The sequence below is a fragment of the Paracoccus cavernae genome, from assembly GCF_042430175.1.
GTDB classification, from domain to species: Bacteria; Pseudomonadota; Alphaproteobacteria; order Rhodobacterales; family Rhodobacteraceae; genus Paracoccus; species Paracoccus cavernae.
Genome location: NZ_JBHMDZ010000047.1, coordinates 64,110 through 85,990 on the forward strand (window position 1 = coordinate 64,110; position 21,881 = coordinate 85,990).

The 21,881-nt window shown below is 64.1% G+C and carries 20 protein-coding genes; 10 read left to right on the top strand and 10 right to left on the bottom strand.

Going from position 1 to position 21,881, the window contains the following annotated elements; all coding sequences use genetic code 11:
* Positions 1-21 precede the first annotated feature (21 nt).
* From ACFFUC_RS16315 to ACFFUC_RS16325, 3 genes are all read right to left on the bottom strand, one after another.
* On the bottom strand, positions 22-603 hold the full coding sequence (locus ACFFUC_RS16315; RefSeq protein WP_377687920.1) for a response regulator transcription factor: 582 nt from the start codon (positions 601-603) through the stop codon (positions 22-24).
* Positions 600-2,132, bottom strand: coding sequence for a sensor histidine kinase (locus ACFFUC_RS16320; RefSeq protein WP_377687921.1), 1,533 nt, complete (start codon positions 2,130-2,132; stop codon positions 600-602). The genes ACFFUC_RS16315 and ACFFUC_RS16320 overlap by 4 nt, the downstream gene beginning before the upstream one ends.
* A 69-nt stretch (positions 2,133-2,201) precedes the next feature.
* On the bottom strand, positions 2,202-3,095 hold the full coding sequence (locus ACFFUC_RS16325; RefSeq protein WP_377687922.1) for a MurR/RpiR family transcriptional regulator: 894 nt from the start codon (positions 3,093-3,095) through the stop codon (positions 2,202-2,204).
* A 207-nt stretch (positions 3,096-3,302) separates the two neighbouring features.
* Here ACFFUC_RS16325 and ACFFUC_RS16330 point away from each other — a divergent pair, with 207 nt between their 5' ends.
* Positions 3,303-4,625: an aspartate aminotransferase family protein gene (locus ACFFUC_RS16330; protein WP_377687923.1), complete on the top strand. Its 1,323-nt coding sequence runs from the start codon at positions 3,303-3,305 to the stop codon at positions 4,623-4,625.
* Positions 4,625-5,380, top strand: a complete 756-nt coding sequence (locus tag ACFFUC_RS16335; RefSeq protein WP_377687924.1) for a beta-keto acid cleavage family enzyme — start codon at positions 4,625-4,627, stop codon at positions 5,378-5,380. The genes ACFFUC_RS16330 and ACFFUC_RS16335 overlap by 1 nt, the downstream gene beginning before the upstream one ends.
* Positions 5,381-5,455: 75 nt before the next feature.
* Here ACFFUC_RS16335 and ACFFUC_RS16340 read toward each other — a convergent pair whose 3' ends face one another.
* The 6 genes from ACFFUC_RS16340 to ACFFUC_RS16365 form a co-directional block, all read right to left on the bottom strand.
* Positions 5,456-6,469 (bottom strand): MurR/RpiR family transcriptional regulator, encoded by a 1,014-nt coding sequence (locus ACFFUC_RS16340; RefSeq protein ID WP_377687925.1) that lies wholly within the window; start codon positions 6,467-6,469, stop codon positions 5,456-5,458.
* Positions 6,417-7,463: a C45 family autoproteolytic acyltransferase/hydrolase gene (locus ACFFUC_RS16345; protein WP_377687926.1), complete on the bottom strand. Its 1,047-nt coding sequence runs from the start codon at positions 7,461-7,463 to the stop codon at positions 6,417-6,419. Before ACFFUC_RS16345 ends, ACFFUC_RS16340 begins: the two co-directional genes overlap by 53 nt.
* Complete coding sequence (gene glnQ, locus ACFFUC_RS16350; protein WP_446686708.1) at positions 7,456-8,181, bottom strand: glutamine ABC transporter ATP-binding protein GlnQ; 726 nt, start codon at positions 8,179-8,181, stop codon at positions 7,456-7,458. The genes ACFFUC_RS16345 and glnQ overlap by 8 nt, the downstream gene beginning before the upstream one ends.
* Entirely contained in the window at positions 8,178-8,873 is a 696-nt protein-coding gene (gene glnP, locus ACFFUC_RS16355; protein ID WP_377687927.1) for a glutamine ABC transporter permease GlnP, read from the bottom strand. Before glnP ends, glnQ begins: the two co-directional genes overlap by 4 nt.
* 69 nt (positions 8,874-8,942) lie before the next feature.
* Positions 8,943-9,683: a glutamine ABC transporter substrate-binding protein GlnH gene (glnH, locus tag ACFFUC_RS16360; protein ID WP_377687928.1), complete on the bottom strand. Its 741-nt coding sequence runs from the start codon at positions 9,681-9,683 to the stop codon at positions 8,943-8,945.
* Positions 9,684-10,044: 361 nt separating this feature from the next.
* Positions 10,045-11,145, bottom strand: coding sequence for an acyltransferase family protein (locus ACFFUC_RS16365; protein WP_377687929.1), 1,101 nt, complete (start codon positions 11,143-11,145; stop codon positions 10,045-10,047).
* Positions 11,146-11,636: 491 nt separating this feature from the next.
* Between ACFFUC_RS16365 and ACFFUC_RS16370 the strand changes: the two genes are divergently transcribed.
* The 8 genes from ACFFUC_RS16370 (at position 11,637) to ACFFUC_RS16405 (ending at position 20,813) form a co-directional block, all read left to right on the top strand.
* Positions 11,637-12,014: a hypothetical protein gene (locus ACFFUC_RS16370; protein ID WP_377687930.1), complete on the top strand. Its 378-nt coding sequence runs from the start codon at positions 11,637-11,639 to the stop codon at positions 12,012-12,014.
* A gap of 390 nt (positions 12,015-12,404) precedes the next feature.
* On the top strand, positions 12,405-14,240 hold the full coding sequence (locus ACFFUC_RS16375) for an ABC transporter permease (RefSeq protein ID WP_377687931.1): 1,836 nt from the start codon (positions 12,405-12,407) through the stop codon (positions 14,238-14,240).
* Positions 14,240-15,388, top strand: coding sequence for an ABC transporter ATP-binding protein (locus ACFFUC_RS16380; protein WP_377687933.1), 1,149 nt, complete (start codon positions 14,240-14,242; stop codon positions 15,386-15,388). Before ACFFUC_RS16375 ends, ACFFUC_RS16380 begins: the two co-directional genes overlap by 1 nt.
* 16 nt (positions 15,389-15,404) lie before the next feature.
* Positions 15,405-16,499 (top strand): ABC transporter substrate-binding protein, encoded by a 1,095-nt coding sequence (locus tag ACFFUC_RS16385; protein ID WP_377687934.1) that lies wholly within the window; start codon positions 15,405-15,407, stop codon positions 16,497-16,499.
* Positions 16,500-16,541: 42 nt separating this feature from the next.
* Positions 16,542-17,648: an ABC transporter substrate-binding protein gene (locus ACFFUC_RS16390; RefSeq protein WP_377687935.1), complete on the top strand. Its 1,107-nt coding sequence runs from the start codon at positions 16,542-16,544 to the stop codon at positions 17,646-17,648.
* A 113-nt stretch (positions 17,649-17,761) separates the two neighbouring features.
* The gene (locus ACFFUC_RS16395; protein WP_377687936.1) at positions 17,762-18,613 is read left to right on the top strand and encodes an inositol monophosphatase family protein; all 852 of its coding nucleotides are present in this window, start codon (positions 17,762-17,764) and stop codon (positions 18,611-18,613) included.
* Complete coding sequence (locus tag ACFFUC_RS16400; protein ID WP_377687937.1) at positions 18,610-19,230, top strand: dual specificity protein phosphatase family protein; 621 nt, start codon at positions 18,610-18,612, stop codon at positions 19,228-19,230. The genes ACFFUC_RS16395 and ACFFUC_RS16400 overlap by 4 nt, the downstream gene beginning before the upstream one ends.
* A complete protein-coding gene (locus ACFFUC_RS16405; protein WP_377687938.1) occupies positions 19,227-20,813 on the top strand; it encodes a metallophosphoesterase family protein in 1,587 nt (528 codons plus the stop codon). The genes ACFFUC_RS16400 and ACFFUC_RS16405 overlap by 4 nt, the downstream gene beginning before the upstream one ends.
* On the opposite strand, the gene ACFFUC_RS16410 is transcribed toward ACFFUC_RS16405, so the two are convergent.
* Positions 20,810-21,826, bottom strand: a complete 1,017-nt coding sequence (locus tag ACFFUC_RS16410) for a LacI family DNA-binding transcriptional regulator (protein ID WP_377687939.1) — start codon at positions 21,824-21,826, stop codon at positions 20,810-20,812. The two genes, ACFFUC_RS16405 and ACFFUC_RS16410, sit on opposite strands and share 4 nt — an antisense overlap.
* Positions 21,827-21,881: the final 55 nt, after the last annotated feature.

Here is a 21,881-nt window from a genome sequence, read left to right on the forward strand (position 1 = left end):
GGACGAAATGCGGCGCGGCCTTCAGCCCTTGATCTGCATCCAGAGCCGCGTCTGTTCGGCAATCGAGGCCGTGCCGAGTTTGGTCGCGATGCTGGCGCGGTGGCTGTCGACCGTTCGCACCGAGACCTCCAGCGCATTGGCGATCTCCTTGGTACCGAGGCCCTTGGCGATCAGCGCGATCACCTCGGCCTCGCGCGCGGTCAAAAGCGCAAGCTGGGCGCGGGCCTCGTCGCGGGCGAAATGCTCGGCAAGCTGCGCCTCGGCAAGGGTGACGGCATCCATCAGGACATGTTCGTCCACGGGTTTGGTCAGGAAATCGGTGACGCCCGCACGAAAGGCACGCCGGCAGGCCGCGACATCGCCGTGGCCGGTGATCATGATGCGCGGCCAGTCGGTGCCGCGCGCGCCAAGCTGTTCCATCAGCTGCAGCCCGCTGACCGTCGGCATGCGCAGATCGAGGATCACGATCCCCGGTTTGTCGCGCCGGACATGGGCGAGAAAATGCGCGGCATCGGGAAAGGTCGCGACCTCCTTGCCGTAGGTCGCGAGCAAAAGCGCCAGCGCATTGCGCACGGCTTCGTCGTCATCGACGAGATAAATCATCGCCCCTCCCCTGAAGTGGCCCGCAGCGGCAGGCGGATGGTGAATTGCGCGCCGTGATCGCTGGTGGCGGAAATCGTGCCCTCCATCTGCTCGATCAGGCGGGCGGAAAGCGGCAGGCCAAGGCCCATGCCTTCGGTCTTGGTGGTGAAGAAAGGCTCGAAAATGCGCGGCAGTACGGCGGCGGGAATGCCTGCGCCGTTGTCCTTGACCGTGATCTCGACCCAGCGTCCCTCGAGCCGCGCCGAAAGCGAAAGGCGCGGCCCGCCCTCGGGCGGATCGGCCATCAAAGCATCCGCGCCATTGCGCAAAAGATTGTGCAGGACCTGCTGGAAGGCGATGGAATCGATGCGGATCGAGGCCCCCTCGGCCGTATCGTCGAGCACGAAGGCAATGCCCTGTTGCGCAAGCTGCGGCCGGATCAGCGCCAAGGCATCGGCCAAAGCGTCACGCACCGCGACATCGGCCAGAATCGGGGCCTCGCCCGCGATGCTCGCCCGCATCCGCGCCAGAATATCGCCCGCGCGCTTGGCCTCGCCGACATTGGCATCAAGGGCGAGGGTCAGGATATCGCGGCGGTCCTGCTCCATCGCGCGCCGCGCCGCCTGACTTTGGCTCAGGAGCGCCGCGACCGGCTGTGCCAGCTCGTGCGCGATCCCCGAGGCCATCTCTCCCAGCGCATTGACCCGTCCCGCATGTGCGAGCCGCGTCTCCTGTTCCAAAAGCGCGGCGCGGATCTCGCCCTGACGACGGGCGAGGACGGCGCGGCGATAGGCCCCGATCAGCAAGGCAATCGCGCCAAGGCCCAGCAAAAGCGGCACAACCACTACGAAAGGCAGCAGATCGCCAAGGGTGAAACCATGGGTCATTTCGAGCCGGAGAGGCTGGCTCGCGCTATTGACCGCAACCGCGCGGCTCGCGGTCAGCAGGGCGGGGGCGGGATCGTTGCCGACCAGAAGATCGGGGCCGAAAGACAGGCGGAACCCGTCGCCCCGCGCCATGAGCACCGGATCAAGCAAAGCGCGGGCATTGATCCGCATGCGCAAAAACAGCCCCGGTGCCGCGAGTTTGACGATTTCGTATTCCGCCAGACCCGCCTGAATGCGCAGCGCGCTGCTGCCCGCCTTTTCCAGCTCGGGCAAGGCCGCCACATCCGAGGGGCCCGCCTGCGGACCGGAGGCCCCGCCATAGCGGATCTCGCGCGCCGTGCCGGCGTCGATCGTCGCGATTTCGGTGATGCGGGGGTAGAAGGTCTCGATCGCCTCGGCCAGAACCTGCACGCTGGCCGAAGGTGCGACCCCCGCCGAAGGGCCGCTTTCGACCGGCATCCGCGCCAAGGCCGCCAGCGCGGTCAGATGGGCGTCATGCTGGGCAAGCTTTTCGGCCAGCACCGTCTCGGCCTCCGACAGGCCGGTCACCAGCGTCGCGAGCCCGTTGCGGTAATTGGCCAAAGCCACCGCGCCAAGGCACAGGGCCGCGGCGACAAACCAGCCGAGAAGGGGCCATATCCGGAGAGGGGCGATGTGGTTCATCCCGCCATATCGGCGCAAAAGCCGCGCGGTTTCAAGCGCCGCCGGCGGGCCGAGGCTGCCGCAATCGCCCTAGCCGATCTTGCGCTTGGGGATCGCCGCCGCATAGGCCTCGAGCGCGCGGAGCTGGGCGTCGGTTTTCGCCAAAGCTTCGAGCGCCGCGCCGCGGTCGGCCTTGGCCAAAAGCCCGCAAAGCACCTCGCAAACCGCCATCGCGGGGGTCAGACTGTGGAAAAAGGTCGGGCTGGCGGTCGGGCAGAGCACGGCATGATCGGCCAAAGACAGCAGCGGCGAGACCGCGCTATCGGTGATCGCCACCAGCTTTAGCCCGCGCTCGCGCGCGAGATTGGCGACATCGAGGCTCTGGCGCGAATAGGGGCTGACCGCGATCACCAAAAGGACATCGCCCGCCTCGGCGCGCATCAAGGCATCGGCCCCCGTGCCCCCCGGTGCCTCCAGAAGCACCGTCTTTTCGCCCATGAGCGAGAGGACGTAATGGAACTGCCACGCGACCGAATGACACGAGCGGGCGCCCTGCACATAGATGCGCCGCGCGCCCGCCAGACAATCGGCGGCACCGGTCAGGCGCGCGATGGTCTGGGGCTGGCGCAGCTGCTCGATCTGCGCGGCAAGGCCCCCAAGCACCTCCTGCGCGAGCCCCTCCGGACTGCCCGCGACCAGATTGCGGTCGCTTTCGAGCGCGCGATGGACAAAGCCCTCGCCGCCCTGACGGATCAGCCGCGCCTGTTCGCGACGCAGATCCTCATAGCCCGACAGCTCGATAAATTTTGCGAGCCGGGTCATGGTCGCAGGCTGGACGCCGGCATTACGCGCCAGCTCTCGCATCGAGCGGAGAGCAATTTCCTGCGGATTTTCAATCAGATAGCGCGCAGCCTGCTGAAGCTGCGGCGACATTTCGTCGAAACGGTCGATCAGCTGTTGGTGAAGGGGACCGTTTTGCGACATCTGTTTCATCTTTCGGGGCAGGCCGGATCATGTTTCCGCATCCTTGCGCGGATTCCAAGCATAATAGGAATGGCGGCGCGACATGGAGCGATCTGAATGAATCCAATCTGTCATAATGAAACGGATGTTGCAATTCTTCCGGCGCGGTGCACAGTCGAAGAAACGTTTCAGCAATTGCGCGTGATTCGCGCCATCGGGACCAGCATCATGACGAAAATCCTCCATCGCAGCATCGGACCCGATCTCCCGCGCGCCGTCGCGGGGCAGGGTGTCTGGATCACCGACTCCGAGGGGCGGCGTTATCTCGACGGCTCGGGCGGGGCGGCGGTCACCAGCCTTGGCCACGGCAATGCCGAGGTGCTGGATGCGATGCGCGCGCAGATGGACAAGATCGCCTATGCGCATACATCGTTTTTCACCACCGATGCGGCGGAATCCCTCGCCGAACGTCTGGTCGGGCTGACGCCCGAGGGGCTCGATTACGTCTATCTCGTGTCCGGCGGCTCAGAGGCGGTCGAGGCGGCGCTGAAAATGGCGCGGCAATATTTCGTCGAGATCGGCCAGCCGCAGCGCCGCCATATCATCGCGCGCCGGCAAAGCTATCACGGCAATACGATCGGCGCGCTTGCGACGGGCGGCAATGCCTGGCGGCGCGCGCAATTCCAGCCGATCCTGCCAGAGACGCACCACGTCTCGCCCTGCTACGCCTATCGCGACATGGGCGCGCAGGAAGGCCCCGAGGCCTATGCCGCCCGTCTCGCCCGCGAGCTGGAGGACCAGATCCTTGCCTTGGGTGCCGACGAGGTCATCGCTTTCGTGGCCGAGCCGGTGGTGGGCGCAACGCTTGGCGCGGTGCCTGCCGTGGCCGGTTACTTCAAGCAGATCCGAGCGGTTTGCGACAAATACGGCGTGCTGCTGATCCTTGACGAGGTGATGTGCGGCATGGGCCGGACCGGCTCGATCTTCGCGTTCGAGCAAGAGGGGATTGTCCCGGATATCGTGACAATCGCCAAGGGTCTGGGCGGTGGCTACCAGCCGGTGGGCGCGCTGCTTCTGTCGACGAAAATCTACGACGCCTTCCGCAACGGCTCGGGGTTGTTCCAGCATGGCCATACCTATCTCGGCCATCCGGTTGCGGCGGCTGCGGCCGATAAAGTGGTCGAGATCATGACCCGCCCCGGCCTGATGGAGAATGTGAACGCGATGGGTCAACGCCTGCAGGACGGGCTGACGGCCGCGCTTGGCGATCACCCCAATGTCGGCGACATCCGCGGTCGCGGGCTGTTTCGCGGCATCGAGCTGGTCGCCGACCGCGCCAGCAAAGAACCCCTTGACCCCAAGCTCAAGACCCACGCCAAAATCAAGAAAGAGGCAATGGCGCGCGGCCTCATGTCCTATCCGATGGGCGGGACGATCGACGGCATCAGGGGCGACCACATCCTGCTCGCGCCGCCCTATATCATCACCGCGGAGGAGGTCGATCTGATCGTCGAGCGCATCTCGGGCGCGATCCGCGCGGTGGTGGGCTGATGGCGCTTCCCCGCATCATGCTCGCGCCGAACGGGGCGCGCAAAACCAAGGCCGACCATCCCCGCCTGCCGGTGACGGTGGCCGAAGTCATCGAGGAAACCCGCGCCGCGATTGCCGCCGGCGCGGACGGTCTTCACGCCCATATCCGCGACGCCGAGGGAAAACACAGCCTTGACGCGGGCCTTTACCGCGAGCTTCTGGCCGAGACCGACCGCGCCTTTCCAGGCTTTTTCGTCCAGATCACCACCGAGGCGGTCGGGCAGTATTCCGCACAGGTCCAGCGCGATCTGGTGCGCGACCTGCGGCCCAAACAGGTCTCGATCGGGATGCGCGAGATCCTGTCGGACGGCGACGAAGCCGCGACCGCCGATCTTTTCGCCTTCTGCAAAGTGGAAGGCATCGGGGTTCAGCACATTCTTTACAGCGAGGAAGAATGCCGCGAATTCATTGCCTTGCATGACAAACTCGTGATTCCGGACGAAGTGCCGCAGATCCTGCATGTGCTGGGGCGCTATTCGGTCGGTCAGGTCTCGGACCCTACGGACGTCGCGCGGCGTGCGGCGCATTTCGCGGACCGCAAGGTTGATTGGGGGCTTTGCGCTTTTGGCCAATCGGAAACCGATTGCCTGATCGCGGCGCTGGCGCTTGGCGGCAAGGCGCGGATCGGTTTCGAGAACAACCTCCACCACCCCGACGGGCGGCTTGCCGACAGCAATGCCGCGCGGGTGGCGGATCTGGTGGCGCGGCTGGGCTGAACCGCCGCGCCACCAGACCGGAACAGGGCAGAGCGGCGCGGACCGCCCGCTCGGGCGGAGACGACCCCGCCCCGCCTAGACCTCGATTCCCAGCCGCCGGATCATCCTGGCCCGTGCCTGCAAAGCGGCGCGGGTCTCTTCGGGGCGATGGGCGGCGCAGGCGTTGATCAGGCATTCCGCCGCGACCATGAAGGCCCCGATGCTGTTCGAGATGAAGCTCGACTGATGCCCGACGAGCACCGCCGCGCGCGAGCTCGGCACCAGCGGCGAGCTGGCCAGATCGGTGATCGCGACCGTGGCGATCCCCGCTTCCCGCGCGGCATTCGCGACCTCGATCACCGTCGCCGAATAGGGGGTGCAGCTGGCCGAGATCAGCACATCCTGCGGACCAAGAGTGGCCAGCCCTTCGGCAATCCCGAGATTGTTGCCGTCCAGCATGACGACATCGGCGCGGATCATGCGCAGCCCGTAGGCCAGAAAGCTTGCCAATGCGTGAAATTGCCGGATGCCGTGGACCGCGACGCGGGGCGCAGCCATGATCATCGTGACCGCCTCGGCAAAACCCGCCTCGTCGAAGTGATCGACGAAACGGTCGATATTGGCCTGATTTTCGCGACAAAGCCGCGTGACCGCACCGCGCAGGCTATTGCCCGCAACCAGCGCGCCTTCGGCCTGCCGCGCATAGAAAATCCCCGGCGCATTCATCGATGACGACAAAAGCACGCGCTGGAAGGCGGGGAACCCCGGATAGCCGAGCGCATGCGACAGCCGCGTCAGCGTCGAGGGATTGACGCCGAGATGTTCGGCGAGGCTGGTGATCGACAAAAGCGCGGGATGGCCCGACAATTCGAGCAGATGGCCCAAAGCCGCCCGCGCCTTGCTGCCCAGACTGACCCGTGCCTCGCCGCGCGCGATCGCCACGGCCAGAGCGCGCAATTCCTCGAAATTCGCGGGGGGGAGAGGGGGCGCGCCGGCCTCGGGCGGAATGCCTCCGCCCGTGCCGGTTTTGCCCGCTTTTCGTCCCGACTGCCCCGCCTCAGCCCCGCTGGTCGACGCCGGAATAGGCGGCAGGTCCGGTGCTTTGGTCATAGATGCTCCAATGGACGCCATCGGCCTTGATGTGGAAAATGCCGGTCCCGAGGGTGTTTTCGTCATCGGGATCATCCTCGGCATCGCGGCGGATCGGCAGGCCCGCGCCGCCGGTATCGCGCAGGATCGACAGTGCATCGAGTCCTTCGGCGACCAGCGCATCGGCGCGGATCTGGCGATCGCCCGAGGATTGCGTGATGATCTGGTGCTTCAGCCCGATCTCGTGGTGCAGCGCATGGTTGGCATGGGCGTTCACGCCCGAAAGCGCCACGACCGAGACCTCGCCGCGCCCGAATTCGACCGACAAAAGCCGCGGATCGCCCGCGCAGGCCAGACCGAAATGGAAGCCGCCGGAATTGGCGTTGGCGCGCAGGATCGCAACGGCTTCGTCAAGGCCCGCCGCCGACAGAACCGCACGGCCGAGCACCATGCGCGGGACATCGGGCTCGGTCCCCGTCAGGCGGATGTTGTTGACCGCCTGCACCAGACCGGCCGCGTTGAAAGCCATCGTATGACCCGGGATCGAGCCCGGATAGCAGAAGGCGCGGAAGGCGGGTGCGCCTTCGGGGGCGAATTCGCCGATGAAGCTCGATCCGCGAAAGAAGGGCAGGCCGTCTTCGTTATGGGCGATCATCGGACCATCGGATTGGCCGGCGCTCAGGATCGTGGTGCAGCCGTCCGGCGTGCGCGCCAGCAAATCGCCGCGGCAGTTCCAGGCGAAGGTTTGCTCGAGCGAGAGTTCGAGCCCCTCGGCCAGACCTTCGATCTCTTCCCAGATCTTCGGGAAACGGAGGCGGGTCTGTTCGGCCATGCGGGCCACGGCTTCGGCATGGGCCTCGCCGGTGATCAGCTGGAAATACTCCGAGGAGGGCAGGTGCTTGTGCACCGCGTCGCGCCCCGCCGCGCCGAGGGCGCGTCCGGTCTCGCGCGGGGTCGAGCCCGCGATCTTGCGCCAGCCGAGTTCGTGGGCGGCGCCGTTTGCTTGCTTAGACATGTTGCAGAAAGTCCTTCAACCGCTCGCTTGGCGGGTTATCAATCATCTCGCGCGGATCGCCATCCACCGAGATTATTCCGTGTTCCATGAAGATCAGCCGCGTGCCGACCTGTTTGGCGAAACCCATCTCGTGGGTGACGACAACCATGGTCATGCCCTCGGTCGCAAGCTGGCGCATGACATTGAGCACCTCTTGCTTGAGTTCGGGGTCGAGCGCCGAGGTCGGCTCGTCGAAGAGCATGACCTTGGGCCGGATCGCCAAAGCCCGCGCGATCGCGACGCGCTGCTGCTGGCCGCCCGACAGTTCGGACGGGTAATGATGCGCGCGCTCCTTGAGGCCGACCTTGTCGAGAAGGTCCAGCGCCTGCGCCTCGGCCTCGGATTTCGACAGGCCGCGGACCTTGCGCGGACCGAAAGCCACGTTTTCAAGCGCGGTCATCTGGGGGAAAAGGTTGAACTGCTGGAAGACCATGCCGGCTTCCTGACGGATGGTGCGCAGATTGGCATTGCCGGATTTCACCGACATCCCGTCCACGACCAGATCGCCGCCGGTGATCTGCTCGAGCCCGTTGATGCAGCGCAAAAGCGTCGATTTGCCCGAGCCCGAAGGCCCGATCAGCACGACGACCTCGCCGGTGTCGATGTTCAGATCGACCTCGTTGAGAACCTGGACCGCCCCGAAGTTTTTCGAGGTCTTGCGGAATTCGATGATGCTCACAGGATCCTCATGCGCTTTTCAATGAGACGGAGGGTCATCGACAAAATGCCGGTCATGACCAGATAGACGAGGCCGACCGCCGTCCAGATTTCGACCGCGCGGAAGTTCGAGGCCATGATTTCCTGCCCCGTCCGCGTCAGCTCGGCGACACCGATGACGATGAAGAGCGAGGTGTCCTTGAGCGAGACGATATATTGGTTGCCGAGCGGCGGGATCATGCGGCGGAAGGCCAGGGGGCCCACGATATAGGCCAGCACCTTCCAGCGCGGCAGCCCCATGGCGAGGCCCGCTTCGCTCAGACCTTTGGGGATCGATTGCAGCGCGCCGCGCACCACCTCGGCGATATAGGCGCCGGCATTGATGATGATGGTCAGGACGGCGGCAGTCATCGGATTGATGCGGAACTTGGAAAGTGCTTCGATTCCATAGCTTTGCCCGATGATCTTGAAGATGATCGGCAGCGCGAAATACAAAAACATCACCTGCACGACGATGGGCGTGCCGCGGATCAGCTCGACATAGACCAGCGCCAGACCATTGACGAGTTTATTGCCGTAAGCGCGCATGAGGCCCGTCAGGACGCCAAGGATCGTGCCGCCGATCAGGCCGAAGAATGTGATGAAAAGCGTGACCTTCGCGCCGGCAAGCAAGGCAGGCAGGAAGGTCGGGATGACGGACCAGTCGATATTCACGGAAAAATGCCTCCGGATGGGGGGAAGATCAGAGGCGGGCGCGCCCGCCTCTGGAGGTGCGGGAGGCGCTTACTTGGCCGGCTTGGTGCCAAACCACTTTTCGTAGATCGCGTCGTAGCGGCCGTCTTCTTTCATCTTCGCGAGCGATTCGTTGATCTTGGTGGTCAGCTCGCTGCCTTTGGGAAGGGCGATGCCGTATTGATGGCCCATGAGCTGGTCGCCCACCGCTTTGACCTGACCGTCACCCGCGGTTTTGATGTAATAGAGCACGTTCGGGGTGTCGTGCATGGCGGCATCGACATTGCCGGTGCGCAGTTCGAGATAGGCGTTGTCGATATTGGGGAATTTGCGGATCTCGGTATCCTTGAGGTTCGCATCCGCCCAATCGGCCGCCGACGTGCCGGTCTTGACCGCGAGCTTCTTGCCCGCCAGCGCGTCCGCACCGGCAATATCGCTGTCGGAAGCGACCATCACCAGAAAGCCGCTGTCGTAATAGCCGTCAGAGAAATCGATCGCCTGTTTGCGCTCGTCGGTGATGGTGATGCCGGCGAGTGCGACATCGACCTGACCGGTCTGCAGCGCCGGAATGATCCCCGCGAAATCCATCGGGCGCAGCTCGTAGCCCGCGCCGAGATCCTTGGAGATCGCATCCCACATGTCGATGTCGAATCCGACATATTTGTCGCCCTCTTTGAATTCGAAGGGCACGAAAGCGGTATCGGTTGCAACCACCAGATCGGCGGCCTGAGCGGCAGAGCCGATCCCGAAAGCGAGGGTCGCGGCAGCGACGAGTTTGACAAATTTGTTCATGACGTTTCCTGCTGGACTTGTGATGGCCGGATGTCTCTTCCCCCAGCCGTGCAAAAAGTTTTGCAGAGAGGTGAGGGAATTGCAATAATTTTGCGCGGGCATCGGCGAGATTTTAGGAATGCGCATAAAACATCCGCTACGGCGGGGCGATTGCCGCCGTGGTGCGCACAGGCTTGCGGGTGGATCTGAAGATCTCCACAATATTATTTGAAATCAATTATATAGATTGCCGGTAGATTTCCGGCTGCTCGCCATCTGGCACATCACCGGTCAGGCCAAAACCGTGAGGCCCTCGCGATCCGTCTTTGTCGCTTGCGTTGCCAGCCGGATGTCGATGATGCCGGAGCCGACAAAACTCCCGCTATCCGCCCATGCTGCGGATGATCGTGCCGCCGACAAGGCCCGTCACGAGCAGGCCATAGGCGGTTACGGTCAGCAGAATTCCCACACGGGGCTGATACCAGCCATCGCGCGCGCGCATCACCACGCGATCGACAAGCGCCCAGGTCGCGATTCCCGCCATCAAAGCGACCAGATAGGAGGCGAAAATCCACATCCCTGCGGGCATGGGCGGCAGTGCCTTGGCCAGCCAGTTGACCGCGAACGCCCCCATCCAGTGATTGAGATAAAACGGATAGGAAACCGCGCCCAGAAACATCCCGATCCCGTTGCGCTGGCCCGGAAGGGCAAGGCATTGCACCAGAAGCACCGCGAAAAGGGCCCGTTGCGCCTCGCCGTCATAGCGCCAGCACAGCGCGAAAGCGGTCGCGCATCCCAGCCAAAGCACGATCTGCATCCGCGGCTGCAGATACCAGCCGGGAAACTGCCGCGCCGCGAGAGCCGCGAACACGCCAAGCGCGATCGCCGCGAAATTCGGATGCAATGCCAGCAAAAGCAGCACGATCCCCGCCCAGCCCCACAGCTTTTTGCCGAAAGGCAGAAAGAGGATGGCCAGCGGCGCGGCGAGATAGAAAAGCTCCTCGACCGAGATGCTCCAGAAATGGTTGCCGGTCCCTTTCAGCGGCATTTCCGAAAGGGCCCGCGGGAATTCGGTGAAAATCGTATGGGTAAATGTCAGGTCGTAGAACAGGTATTTCAGCCAATAGCCTGTCACCCCTTCGCGCCATGCCGCAACCCCGTAAAGCAGGACGACCGCAACCAGATAGGGGATCCAGATCCGCGTTGCCCGATTGAAGAAAAAGCGCGGCAGGCCGCTGACGGGTGTCTCGAAAAGGATGCCCCCGATCAGCCATCCCGAAAGTGCCAGAAAGACGATGACCGGCAGGCTGGCGTCGATCGGCCCGATCGTCGGCATGCCCTGATGGCTCAGCGCCACCAAAGAGGCCAGAACGATGCGCAGCCAATCGAAATGCGGATAACTTCGCTGCGACCTGACACCGGATCTCGGGCGGTCAGAGGCGGAAAGCGCGAAGCTGGCTGGACTTGGGGACAGAAGGGACATCGTGAACAATCAGGCATTTCAGGAAGGCAGATCCGCCCGCCCGACCGGACGCGCAATTCAGACATCCCATATTATGCCTAATTACTACACGCATATAATCGATATGCTGCCCAGAAAGACAAGTTTTGGCAAACATAGGTTAAGTTGCGGCAGCCTCAGCCCCGAAGGGCAGGGCATTCCGGCCTCGATGCGCTCGGGCGCAAGCTGGGCTGTCGAGGCGTTCTGACCTCTGCGGGGCGCATCTTGTTGCAGCCCCGCCTTCCAGTTCACCCCAAAATCCGGCGATCGCGTGTTCGGCTTCTCGGTCCGGCCCGCGCCAAGTCGTTCCGGCTCGCCATTCTTTTACTGGTCAGGCGCTTGCCGGATGTGCTGGACTGGCTCCGGAGCAAGCGGATCAAGAGGCATGAAATGGCGCTGGAACAGCTGGCGAGAACCGGCGGGGAACTGGCTGGAAACCGCCCGACGCCTGCACTTTTCCCGATCGGTCCGAGATGAACGGCGGGCCTGCGCGCAGCTCCTTTGGCCATGTCGCGGTTGCCTTTCTGGCGATGGGCTCATGGGCGGCTTTCGCCAATCGCGCGCATCCGATGCCGCAACCGCTTGTTGCGGGGGTGGTGCAGGGCCTCGTCTCGGGCCTCATCACGCTGTTTCTCAAGCGGATGATCGAGACGCTCTCGGCGCGCGTCGCCGGACCGGCCGGGCTGGTCGTGCCGCCGGTGATCGCGGTCGCGACCTCGGTCCTGATCCTGACGACGCTTCACAGCCTTGCGGGCACGCCCGAAATCCGCGCAACCATCGCATTGCCGCTGACGGTGACTGCAATCTATGCCACGCTCTACAGCTTCGCACTGTGGAGAGCCCGCCGCTGAGTTCTGGCGCCAGACTCCGTCCCGCCCGCCGACCGCCCGCCGACCGCCCGACGTGGGCATGTCCCAGTCCGGCCGCTTGAAAGCCGGAACTGCACGCGCGCGCATCCCGCTGTCATTCCTTTGATCTTTTTGGCCCGTTGTCATTTTTTTGACATCCCGACCGGTTACACACCCGCCAACCGAAGGGCGCGTCGCACCACACTTGCACAGCTGTGCAAAAAAATGTTGACGTGCTACATTCCCCATAGGAAGCTTTTGGTTGAGGAGCGGATGGAACGCGACCGCGTCCATCCGGATGAAAGACAAGAGGTGCGGAACGCCGCGCCCTGACGGGGAGGACGACATTGCACAGCTCTGCTGACGATGCTGCATGCGCAGAGAAGACGAGGGGTGCCGCTCGTGTCTTCGCTTGATCACGACATCGACGGGGCGACGGGCGCGGGCGGGCGCCTCCGCTACCGGCTGAGACTCGCAATGCGCGATCCGACCACGGTCATCGCCATCCTGATGGCGGTGCTGTTTCTTTACCTGATCATCGTCCCGATCCTGTCGATCTTGGGGGATTCCGTCACCGTCCAATTCGGAGACGAGCGCCGCATCAAAGCCGAAAGCGGCACTTTCACGCTGTATTACCTCGAGCGCGCGCTAAGCTCGCGCGTCGCGCAGGATCTGTTCTGGGTGCCGTTGCTGAACACGCTGAAAGTCGCGGCCGGGGCCATCGTGCTGTCGCTGGTGATCGGCACGATTCTGGCCTGGCTGATCGCGCGGACCGATATGTTCGGCCGCCGCTGGTTCGCCACCGCGTTGATCGTGCCCTATATGCTGCCTGCCTGGACCTTTGCGCTGGCCTGGTCGACGCTCTTCAAGAACCGCACCGTCGGCGGTCAGCAGGGCTGGCTGGAGGCCATCGGTTTGTCGCCGCCCGATTGGGTCGCTTATGGCCAGTTTCCGATCACCGTCATTCTGGCGCTGCATTACACGCCCTTCGTGATCTTGCTTTTCGGCTCGGCGCTGCGCCGCTTCGACAGCCAGCTCGAGGATTCCGCGCGCATTCTTGGCGCCTCGTCGGCAACGGTTGCCCGCCAGGTCATCCTGCCGCTGATGCGTCCGGCGCTGCTGTCGGCCGTGGTCTTAATCTTCGCCAAATGTCTGGGCGAGTTCGGCGTGCCCTATGTCCTCGGCCTGCCTGTGAAATTCGACGTGCTGGCGACCTCGCTTTACCGCTCGATCGGCTCGCGCCAGACCGGCGTTGCGGGTGTGCTTGCGGGCGCGATCATGCTGATCGGGATGATTGCGATCCTGATCGATGCCTGGCTTGCCCGCGAGGCGCGCCGCTTTGTCACCGTCGGCTCGAAAGGCTCGATGAACCGCGCCTCGGGGCTGAAGAAATGGCGGCTGCCCGCGACGGGTTTTGCCGGAACCATGTTCATTCTGAGCGTCGGCCTGCCGATCTTTACGCTGGCGCTGTCGACGGTCATGCGCCGTCCGGGCATCTTTGAATGGTCGAATTTCACGCTGGATTACTGGATCGGGCGCGACCTGCCGACCGTCGCGATGAAGACCGGGATCTTGCTCAGCCCCGATCTGTGGCGGGCGGCGTGGAATACGATTTCGATCGTCGGCATGGCGTCGATCTGCTCGGGGCTTCTGGGCATCCTGACCGGATATGTCGTGGTCCGCACCAGCTTTCGCCCGCTGGCGGTCTTTCTGCGTCAGGTCACCTTCATGCCCTATCTTGTGCCGGGCATCGCCTTTGCCGCCGCCTATCTTTCGCTTTTCGCGGTGCCGCGCGGTCCGGTTCCGGCGCTTTACGGCACCACCGCCATCCTTGTGCTGGCGCTGATGGCGGATCAGATGCCCTATGCCTCGCGGGCCGGAATCTCGGCGATGATGCAGCTGGGCAAAGACCCCGAAGAGGCCGCGCAGATCATAGGCGCGGGCTGGTTCAGGCGCATGACCTCGGTCGTGATCCCGATCCAGAAGGGGTCGCTGGTGACGGGCATCCTGCTGCCCTTCATCTCGGGGATCAAGGGGCTCAGCCTTTTCGTCATCCTCGCGGTTCCGGCGACGGATGTGCTGACGACGTTTTCGCTGCGCCTCGTCGATTACAACTACACCCAGGCCGCCAATGCGGTGGTCCTCATCATCGCGGGGCTGGCCTATGCGGGCACGCTGCTTGCCCAGAAATTGACCCGCACCAATCTTGCCGAAGGACTTGGAAACTGATGCCGGACATCATCCTTAGCAATGTGCAGAAATCCTATGGCGCGGGCTCGCCCAATGCGGTCTCTGCGCTTGATCTTCATATCGGCGACGGCGAATTCATGTGCCTGCTTGGCCCCTCGGGCTGTGGCAAGACCACGACTTTGCGCATGGTCGCGGGGCTGGAAAACCTCTCGGGGGGCGAGCTGCGCATCGGCGAGCGCGTGGTCGACAGCGCCGAAAAGGGCGTCTTTATCGGGCCGGAAAAGCGCGGCATGGGGTTGGTGTTCCAGTCCTATGCGCTGTGGCCGCATCTGACCATCGAGCGCAACACCGATTTCGGCCTGCGCCTGCGCAAAGTCCCCAAAGCCGAGCGTATCGAGCGGGTCGAGCGCGTCATGAAGGCGCTGGATATCGAGAAATACCGCCACCGTTACCCCTCGCAGCTGTCGGGCGGGCAGCAGCAGCGGGTGGCATTGGCGCGGATGCTTGCGGTCAATCCGGGCGTGCTTTTGCTGGACGAGCCGCTGTCGAACCTCGATGCGCGGCTGCGGCTGGAAATGCGCGCCGAGCTGAAGCGCATCCACGAGGAATTCCGCACCACCATCCTTTTCGTGACCCATGACCAATGGGAGGCGATGACGCTTGCGACCTCGATCGCGGTGATGAACGAGGGCACCTTGCAGCAGCTTGGCACGCCCAACGACATTTATGACCGCCCCGCCAACCGCTTTGTCGCCGAATTCGTCGGCAGCCCGCCGATCAACATTCTCGAGCTGGCCTCGGATCATGCTTTGGACCGCGGCGCCAAGGATTGGCTGCGGATCAGGCTGGGCGAGCGCGGCGATCTCGGCTCGGTCGGGATCCGCCCCGAGGCGCTGAAACTGGCCTCGACCGAGGCGGCGGTTCCGGCGGGCAGCTTTCATCACGCGGCCACGGTGACGGGGGTTTTGCCGACCGGCGGCAGCTGGATCATCGAGATCAATTGCGCGGGCCGCATGATCTTCATGACCACCACCGAATGTCCGCGCTGGCGCGGCGGCGAGCAGGTCTGGCTGCATGCCCGCCCCAGCGCGCTGCATGTTTTCGACACCAACCGCAACCGCCTGAGCGCCGCCGACGAGGCGCTGGCGCGTGCCGATGCCGGCGTCGCCGCCGTGCGTGAGGCCTGAACCGATGGATGCAAAGATGAAAAGCACGCTTCTTGCCCTGCCGCTGAGCCTGCTGGCGGGCCTGACCCATGCCGAGGGCTTCAACCTTGACGCGCTGATCGAGGCCGCGAAATCCGAGCCCCCGACCACGGTCTATGCCGTCACCGGCAAGATCGTCGATACCGCCGATGCCTTCAGCCAGAAATACGGGCTGAAAGTCTCGGGCAAGAAGGTCAACGAGGCGGGACAGCTCGATCTGCTGATCCGCGAGCATCAGGCTGGCAATGTCAGCGGCTCGGTCTCGCTGGCGGCGGATGCGGCGATGGTGGCATCCGATCTGATCGGGCAGGGCATCGTCGAAAGCTGGGTGCCCGACGATATTGCCCCGCATTTAAGCGAAGGCACGCGCGATCCGCTGATCGTGGTCAGCGACCCCCATGTCTGGGCCTATAATTCGGGCGCCCATCAGAGCTGCCCGATCACCAATGTCTGGCAGCTGGCCGATCCTGATTGGAAGGGGCGGGTGACGCTGATGGATCCGCTCGACAAGCCCGCCTATGCCGATTGGTTCAACCAGCTCGCCCGCGATCATGACGCGGAAATGGCCGCCGCCTATCAGGACCATTTCGGCAAGCCCTTTGACGCTGCGCAGGGCAGCGCGACCGAGGCCTGGGTCAAGGCTTTTGCCGCAAACGGGCCGCTGGTCTCGGATAGTGCGCATGTCTCGGATGCGATCGGCGCGCCGGGGCAGGAGCGGCCCTTTTTCGGCATGCTCTCGACCGCGAAGTTTCGCGACAACGAAGACAAGGGCTATCAGCTTGCGGTTTGCACGGGGATGAAACCCTTTGCGGGCTGGCTTTATCCGGGTCTCGGCGTGATCGCCAAAGGCACGCCCGCGCCCAATACCGCGAAGCTTTTCATCCATTACCTGCTGACCGAGGAAGGCATCGGCGCGCAAAGCGTTGACGGCAAAGTCCCCTCGGACCCGCGCATCGGCCTGCCTGCCGATGAGGCCTCGGGGATCGGCGCGCATCTGGACGAGCTGATGGCCTGGAACAATGCCGAAGCCAGCGACGATCTGGATGCAAGGCAGGATTGGCAAGACATCTGGCGCACCAGCCTCACACGTTAACAAGCCCGGATCACTTGGGCAAAACAGGGAGACGACACGACAATGACCATCACCAAACTCATCCCGCTGGCGGTTCTGACGGCCGTCTTTTCGGGGCCGGTCCTCGCCGAGGAATTCGACCTTGATGCGCTGATCAAGGCCGCTCAGGCCGAGGAAGGCATCAATGTCGTCGACAGCACCGGCAAGATCGTCGACATGGCCGAAAGCTTTTCCAAGAAATACGGCGTCAAGGCCGTCGGCACGAAAAGCAAGGCGACCGCGCAGCTGGAAAGCGTCGTGCGCGAGGCCCAATCGGGCAATGTGCAGGGCGATGTCGTGATGATTTCGGATGTGCCCGCCGCGATGGGCCAGCTTCTGCCCGAGGGTTTCGCCTCTAGCTGGGTGCCACCGGATCTGGCGGGGGATATCGATCCCAAGGCGCAAAACCCGCTTTTGGTGGTCAGCAGCCCCAATGTGCTGACCTATAACACCACGCTTTACAAGGAATGTCCGATCAAGAACCTTTGGGATCTGACCGATCCCGAATGGAAGGGCAAGCTGGCGATGCAGGACCCGCTTGGCAAGCCCTCCTATACCGATTGGTTCAACCAGATGCGCAGCCATGCCGACGACAAGGTCGCGGCCGCCTATGAGGCGAAATACGGCAAAAAGCTGGAAACCGATGCGCCAAGCGCGACCGAGGCCTTCGTCACCGCGCTTGCGGCAAACGGCCCGCTGCTGACGGATTCGGATTCGGCCGCCGCCGATGCCGTTGCCGCCAATGGCCAGACCGAGCCCTTCGTCGGGCTGGTCAGCGCCGCCAAGTTTCGCGACAACGAAGACGGCAAGCTGACCCTTGGCCTGTGTAACGGCGTCGACCCGTTCATCGGCTTTTTGAACTCGACCGTCGGGCTGATCGTCAAAGGGACCAACAGCCCCAATGCCGCCAAATTGTTCATCCATTACGCCATGACCGGCGAAGGCATCGCGCCGCAGGGCGAGGATGGCAAGATCTCGTCGAACCGCACGGTGCAGCTGCCCGCAGACGAGCCCTCTGGGATCTCCAAGCATCTCGGCGAGGTGCTGGCCTATGACCCCTCGACCGGCATGGACGATTGGGACAGCCGGCAGGACTGGCAGGACATCTGGCGGCTGTCCTACTCGAAGTGATCCTCCTGCCGGGGCATTCCGCAGGGGATGTCCCGGCCTTTTTCAAGATTTCACCGCCCACCCTTGCACGGCTGTGCAATTTGGCCGAAGAAGCGGGCGAAGAGGAATTGCTGATGACGCTCACGAATGATGACATGGCCCGACGCGAGACCTTCCTGCGGGATCTGCTCGCGAGTGCAGGGGTCCTCGCCCTCGACGGATTCCGCCAGCAGGAGGGCCGGCCCGTCGGCATGAAGGGGCCGCAAGATTACCTGACCGAGACCGATGGCGCGGTCGAAGCGCATATCCGCGCCCGCCTGTCCGAGGCCTTCCCCGAGGACGGCTTTCTGGGCGAGGAAACCGGCGGCGCGCCGCGCGATCAGGTCTGGGTGGTCGATCCGATCGATGGCACCGCGAATTTCGCCCGCGCCATTCCCCATTTCTGCATCTCGATCGCTTTCGTGGCCGGGGGCGAGGTCCAGCTGGGCGGCATCGTGAACCCCGCCCTCGACGAGACCTATCTGGCGCGGCTGGGCGAGGGCGCGACCCGCAACGGTCGGCCGATCCATGTCTCGGAAACCACCGACATCACCGCGACCTCCTTCGAGATGGGCTGGTCGAACCGTCGCCCGCTGGCGAGCTATGTCGCGGCGCAAAGCGAATTGTTCGAAGCGGGCAGCAATGTGCGGCGCGGCGCCTCGGGGGCGCTGGGTCTGGCCTATGTCGCGGACGGGCGCAGCGACGGCTATGCCGAATTGCACATGAACCCTTGGGACTGCCTTGCCGGACTGCTTCTGGTACGCGAGGCGGGCGGCGTGACCGGCCCCTTCCTCTCCGCCGACGGGCTGGCGCAGGGCGGCTCCGTCCTTGCCGCGACCCCCGCCGTGGCCGACATCCTGTCGCGGGCAACCACCATTCCGCTGCTCGCAGGCCGCGACCTTCTGCCCGAAAGCCAATCCCGAGCCCAATCCCTGAGGATCGCATGAGCCCGCATTATGACCGCCCCTGGATCAGCCGTGTCTACGAAAACCTGCCCGATTTCGGCGTCGATCTTTATGTCGGGGGCCGCGAGGGGGCTTCGGATGTCGGTCTGCTGCGCGCCAACGGGATCAGCACGGTTTTGAACTGCGCGGTCAATCTTGATTTCAACTATGTCTCGCAAGATGATGAAATATCGCACGATTCAGGCGTGGGATACGGGCCGGCACAGATCCGCTACTACAAGCTGGGCATCGTCGACGGGCCGGGCAATCCCGATACGATGATGCTGGCGGGTTATTTCCAGCTCAAGGGCGCGCTCGAGCAGATCTTGCCCGACAAGCCCAGCTATCCGCTGCGCGAACGCGGCAATGTGCTGGTGAACTGCCGCGCCGGACGCTCGCGTTCGGTGGCGCTGGTCTCGTTGTTTTTGCACCTGCACCTGCCGCAGGAATTCCCGACTTTGGCCGATGCCATTGCCCATGTCCGCGTCAAGCGCGAGCTGCGGCCCGATGAATGGGACTCGACCCCAAAGCCGATGCTGATTGCCGCCGCCGAGCGCAGCGCGGCTTGGGCGCGGCTGATCGAGCCCGAGCATGACTGCGCAGAGGCGGCACTCGCGTGACCAAGATCGCCGTCATTGCCGACCCGCATGTCCATGATTGCAGCTGGCAGCCCGAAAATTCGGGCCTGACCGGAGCGATCCGCAGCTTTGCCGAGACCGCCGCCTCGACCCGCGTTTTCAACGAAAGCATTCCGGCCTTTCGCGCCGCGCTTGAGCGCGCGGTGGCCGAGGGCGCCAAGCTGGTGCTGCTGGTCGGCGATCTGACCGATGACGGGCAAGAGCCCAATATCCGCGCCGCGCTGAAAATTCTGGCGGATTACCGACAGCGCCACGGCCTGCGCGTGCTGGCGACGCCGGGCAATCACGATTTCTACGCGCTGGCCGGTCGCCCGCAGATCAAGACCTTCCTGACCGCGGATGGCGCGCCGGTGGTCGTGGATTCCGCCCATTCGCCCGATGCCGCGACTATCGGCACCGCCCCCGCGCTGAAGCTGATGGCCCACCTTGGTTATCGCCCAGAACCCTCTGATCTGCATTGGGAAACGCCCTTCGGAACAGATCCGGATTTCGCGGCTCGCTCCTATCTTGTCGCGAGCCCCGACGGGCAAAGCCGCGTGCAGATGATCGACAGCTCCTATCTGGTCGAACCCGTGGCGGGAATCTGGATTCTCGCGCTGGACGCCAATGTCTGCGCGCCGCGCAATGGGCTGGTCGATCCCGCCGATCCCAAGGCCTATCACGACCCGACCGATGGCGGTTGGGGCGCGGTCATGGCGCATCGCGCCCATCTGCTCGGCTGGATGGCCGATGTTGCCGCGCGCGCCAAGGCGCAGGGCAAGCAGCTGATTTCCTTTTCGCATTATCCGGTGCTCGACCCGCTTGGAGGCGCTTCGGCCGAGGAAGTCGCGATCTTTGGCGCCACCGGCCTTGCGCGCCGCGCCCCACCCGCAGCCGCGGCAAAGGCCTTCGCCGCGACCGGCGTGCCGCTGCATTTCTCGGGGCATCTTCATGTGAATGATTGCTCGCGCCATGACGGGCCGCAGCCCTTTTTCAACCTTGCGACGCCTTCGCCGGTGGGCTTTCCGCCCGCGATGAAGCTGATCGAAAGCGAGGGGCCGCGCCTGACCCTGCGCACGCTCGATCTGGCCGAAGTGCCGGACCATGATCTGGCCTATGCCGCCTATCAGGCCGAGGCGGCGCGGGCGGGGCGCGTGCCTCCTGCCGCCAGCCATGCGGAAAATCACGGCGCTTTCATGGATCACCATTTAAGCGCGGTGGTGCAGGACCGCTACATTCCGCGCGAATGGCCGCCAGAGATGGCTGCGTTTTTTGCGGGCGGGGATCTGCGCGATCTGGGCGCGCTGCTGGGCCGCCCCGAGGCGCTGCCGGATCTGTCGCTGACCCAGTTGGCCGAGGACTGGTACCGCTTGCGCAAGGCTGCCGATCTGGCGGCGGGCTATATTCCGGCCGAACGGTTGGCGCTTTATGACCGCATCACCCGCGATCTGCCGCACCCCGAAACATGCGCGGGCTTGGCCGCCCCCGTGACCCGCTTTTTGCGGATCATGCGCGCCTATCTCGACCGCCTGCCCAACCGCGATATCGCGATCGATCTGGACGCGATGACGGTGACGCGGATCTAGGGCCGCACCGTCTTGCGCCAGACGATCTGCACGGGCAGCGATTTTTCGCGCGGGACATCGGCCTCGTCGGCGTCTATGATCCCCGCGATGTAATCGATGATCTCGGTCAAGGGCTGGCGAAAAGTCGTGAGGTTGTAGCCGATCCAGCCCGCCTGCGGGATATCGTCGAACCCCACCACGCAAAGATCGTCGGGGATCGCCATCCGGAACTCTATCCGCGCCGCATCCATGAAACCGAAGGCCAGCAGATCGGTGGCGCAAAACACCCCGTCCGGCCGGTCCGAAGCCGCGAGCAGATGGCGCGCGGCCTCGGCGCCCGTGTCGTAGCCGGTCGGCCCGCTCCGACTGACGGTCACGCTCAGGCCGAACTCTGCGGCGGCCGCGAGAAAGGCACGTTCACGTGCGACGATGCTGGGCGTTCCGGCGGTCGAGCTGACCAGCGCCAGCCGCGAACATCCGGCGCGGCGCAGCATCAGGCAGGCTTCGCGCGCGGCACCTTCATTGTCCATGATCACGAATTGCGCGCCCTCGATCGGCTCGTTGCGGTTGATCAGGATGACGCGCTGGCCGTTCTCGATACAGGTCTCGATCAGCGAGGCGGGCGGTCCGCCGGAAATCACCACCGTCGCATCGGCGCGGTAATTCAGCGTCTGGCGCAAGGCCGCCGCGACATTCTCGGGCTGGCCCGCGGTATTGAGCACCATCACCACCTTGCCGATGGCCTGCAGGCGGCGGATCGCGGTCTCGACCAGCGCGGCCTGATAAGGGGTCTGCATTTCCGAGACGATCAGGCAGACGATGCCCGAGCGGTGCTGGATCAGTCCGCGCGCCAAATGGTTGACGTGATAGCCAAGCTTTTCCGCGGCCGCGAGCACCTTGGCGCGGGTCTCGGGCGAGACGCTGGCACCGTCGGTAAAGGTGCGCGACACCGCCGAGCGCGACACCCCCGCGAGTTCGGCCACCTTGTTCGCACTGACCGAGGCTTTTCTCGGCTTGCTTTTGTTTTTCGACACCGGCCCATCCGTCCCCAAGGTTTCACCCCTATCTTGCACAAAAACCGCGACAAGA

Bases quoted from the DNA above. Each gene is read 5' to 3' on its own strand.
- ACFFUC_RS16400 (WP_377687937.1), top strand. From the start codon at position 18,610: ATGAGCCCGCATTATGACCGCCCCTGGATCAGCCGTGTCTACGAAAAC.
- ACFFUC_RS16395 (WP_377687936.1), top strand. From the start codon at position 17,762: ATGACGCTCACGAATGATGACATGGCCCGACGCGAGACCTTCCTGCGG.
- ACFFUC_RS16335 (WP_377687924.1), top strand. From the start codon at position 4,625: ATGGCGCTTCCCCGCATCATGCTCGCGCCGAACGGGGCGCGCAAAACC.
- ACFFUC_RS16325 (WP_377687922.1), bottom strand. From the start codon at position 3,095: ATGTCGCAAAACGGTCCCCTTCACCAACAGCTGATCGACCGTTTCGAC.
- ACFFUC_RS16345 (WP_377687926.1), bottom strand. From the start codon at position 7,463: ATGTCTAAGCAAGCAAACGGCGCCGCCCACGAACTCGGCTGGCGCAAG.
- ACFFUC_RS16385 (WP_377687934.1), top strand. From the start codon at position 15,405: ATGAAAAGCACGCTTCTTGCCCTGCCGCTGAGCCTGCTGGCGGGCCTG.
- ACFFUC_RS16390 (WP_377687935.1), top strand. From the start codon at position 16,542: ATGACCATCACCAAACTCATCCCGCTGGCGGTTCTGACGGCCGTCTTT.
- ACFFUC_RS16330 (WP_377687923.1), top strand. From the start codon at position 3,303: ATGACGAAAATCCTCCATCGCAGCATCGGACCCGATCTCCCGCGCGCC.
- ACFFUC_RS16365 (WP_377687929.1), bottom strand. From the start codon at position 11,145: ATGTCCCTTCTGTCCCCAAGTCCAGCCAGCTTCGCGCTTTCCGCCTCT.
- ACFFUC_RS16380 (WP_377687933.1), top strand. From the start codon at position 14,240: ATGCCGGACATCATCCTTAGCAATGTGCAGAAATCCTATGGCGCGGGC.
- ACFFUC_RS16315 (WP_377687920.1), bottom strand. From the start codon at position 603: ATGATTTATCTCGTCGATGACGACGAAGCCGTGCGCAATGCGCTGGCG.
- ACFFUC_RS16370 (WP_377687930.1), top strand. From the start codon at position 11,637: ATGAACGGCGGGCCTGCGCGCAGCTCCTTTGGCCATGTCGCGGTTGCC.
- ACFFUC_RS16320 (WP_377687921.1), bottom strand. From the start codon at position 2,132: ATGAACCACATCGCCCCTCTCCGGATATGGCCCCTTCTCGGCTGGTTT.
- ACFFUC_RS16340 (WP_377687925.1), bottom strand. From the start codon at position 6,469: ATGACCAAAGCACCGGACCTGCCGCCTATTCCGGCGTCGACCAGCGGG.
- glnH (WP_377687928.1), bottom strand. From the start codon at position 9,683: ATGAACAAATTTGTCAAACTCGTCGCTGCCGCGACCCTCGCTTTCGGG.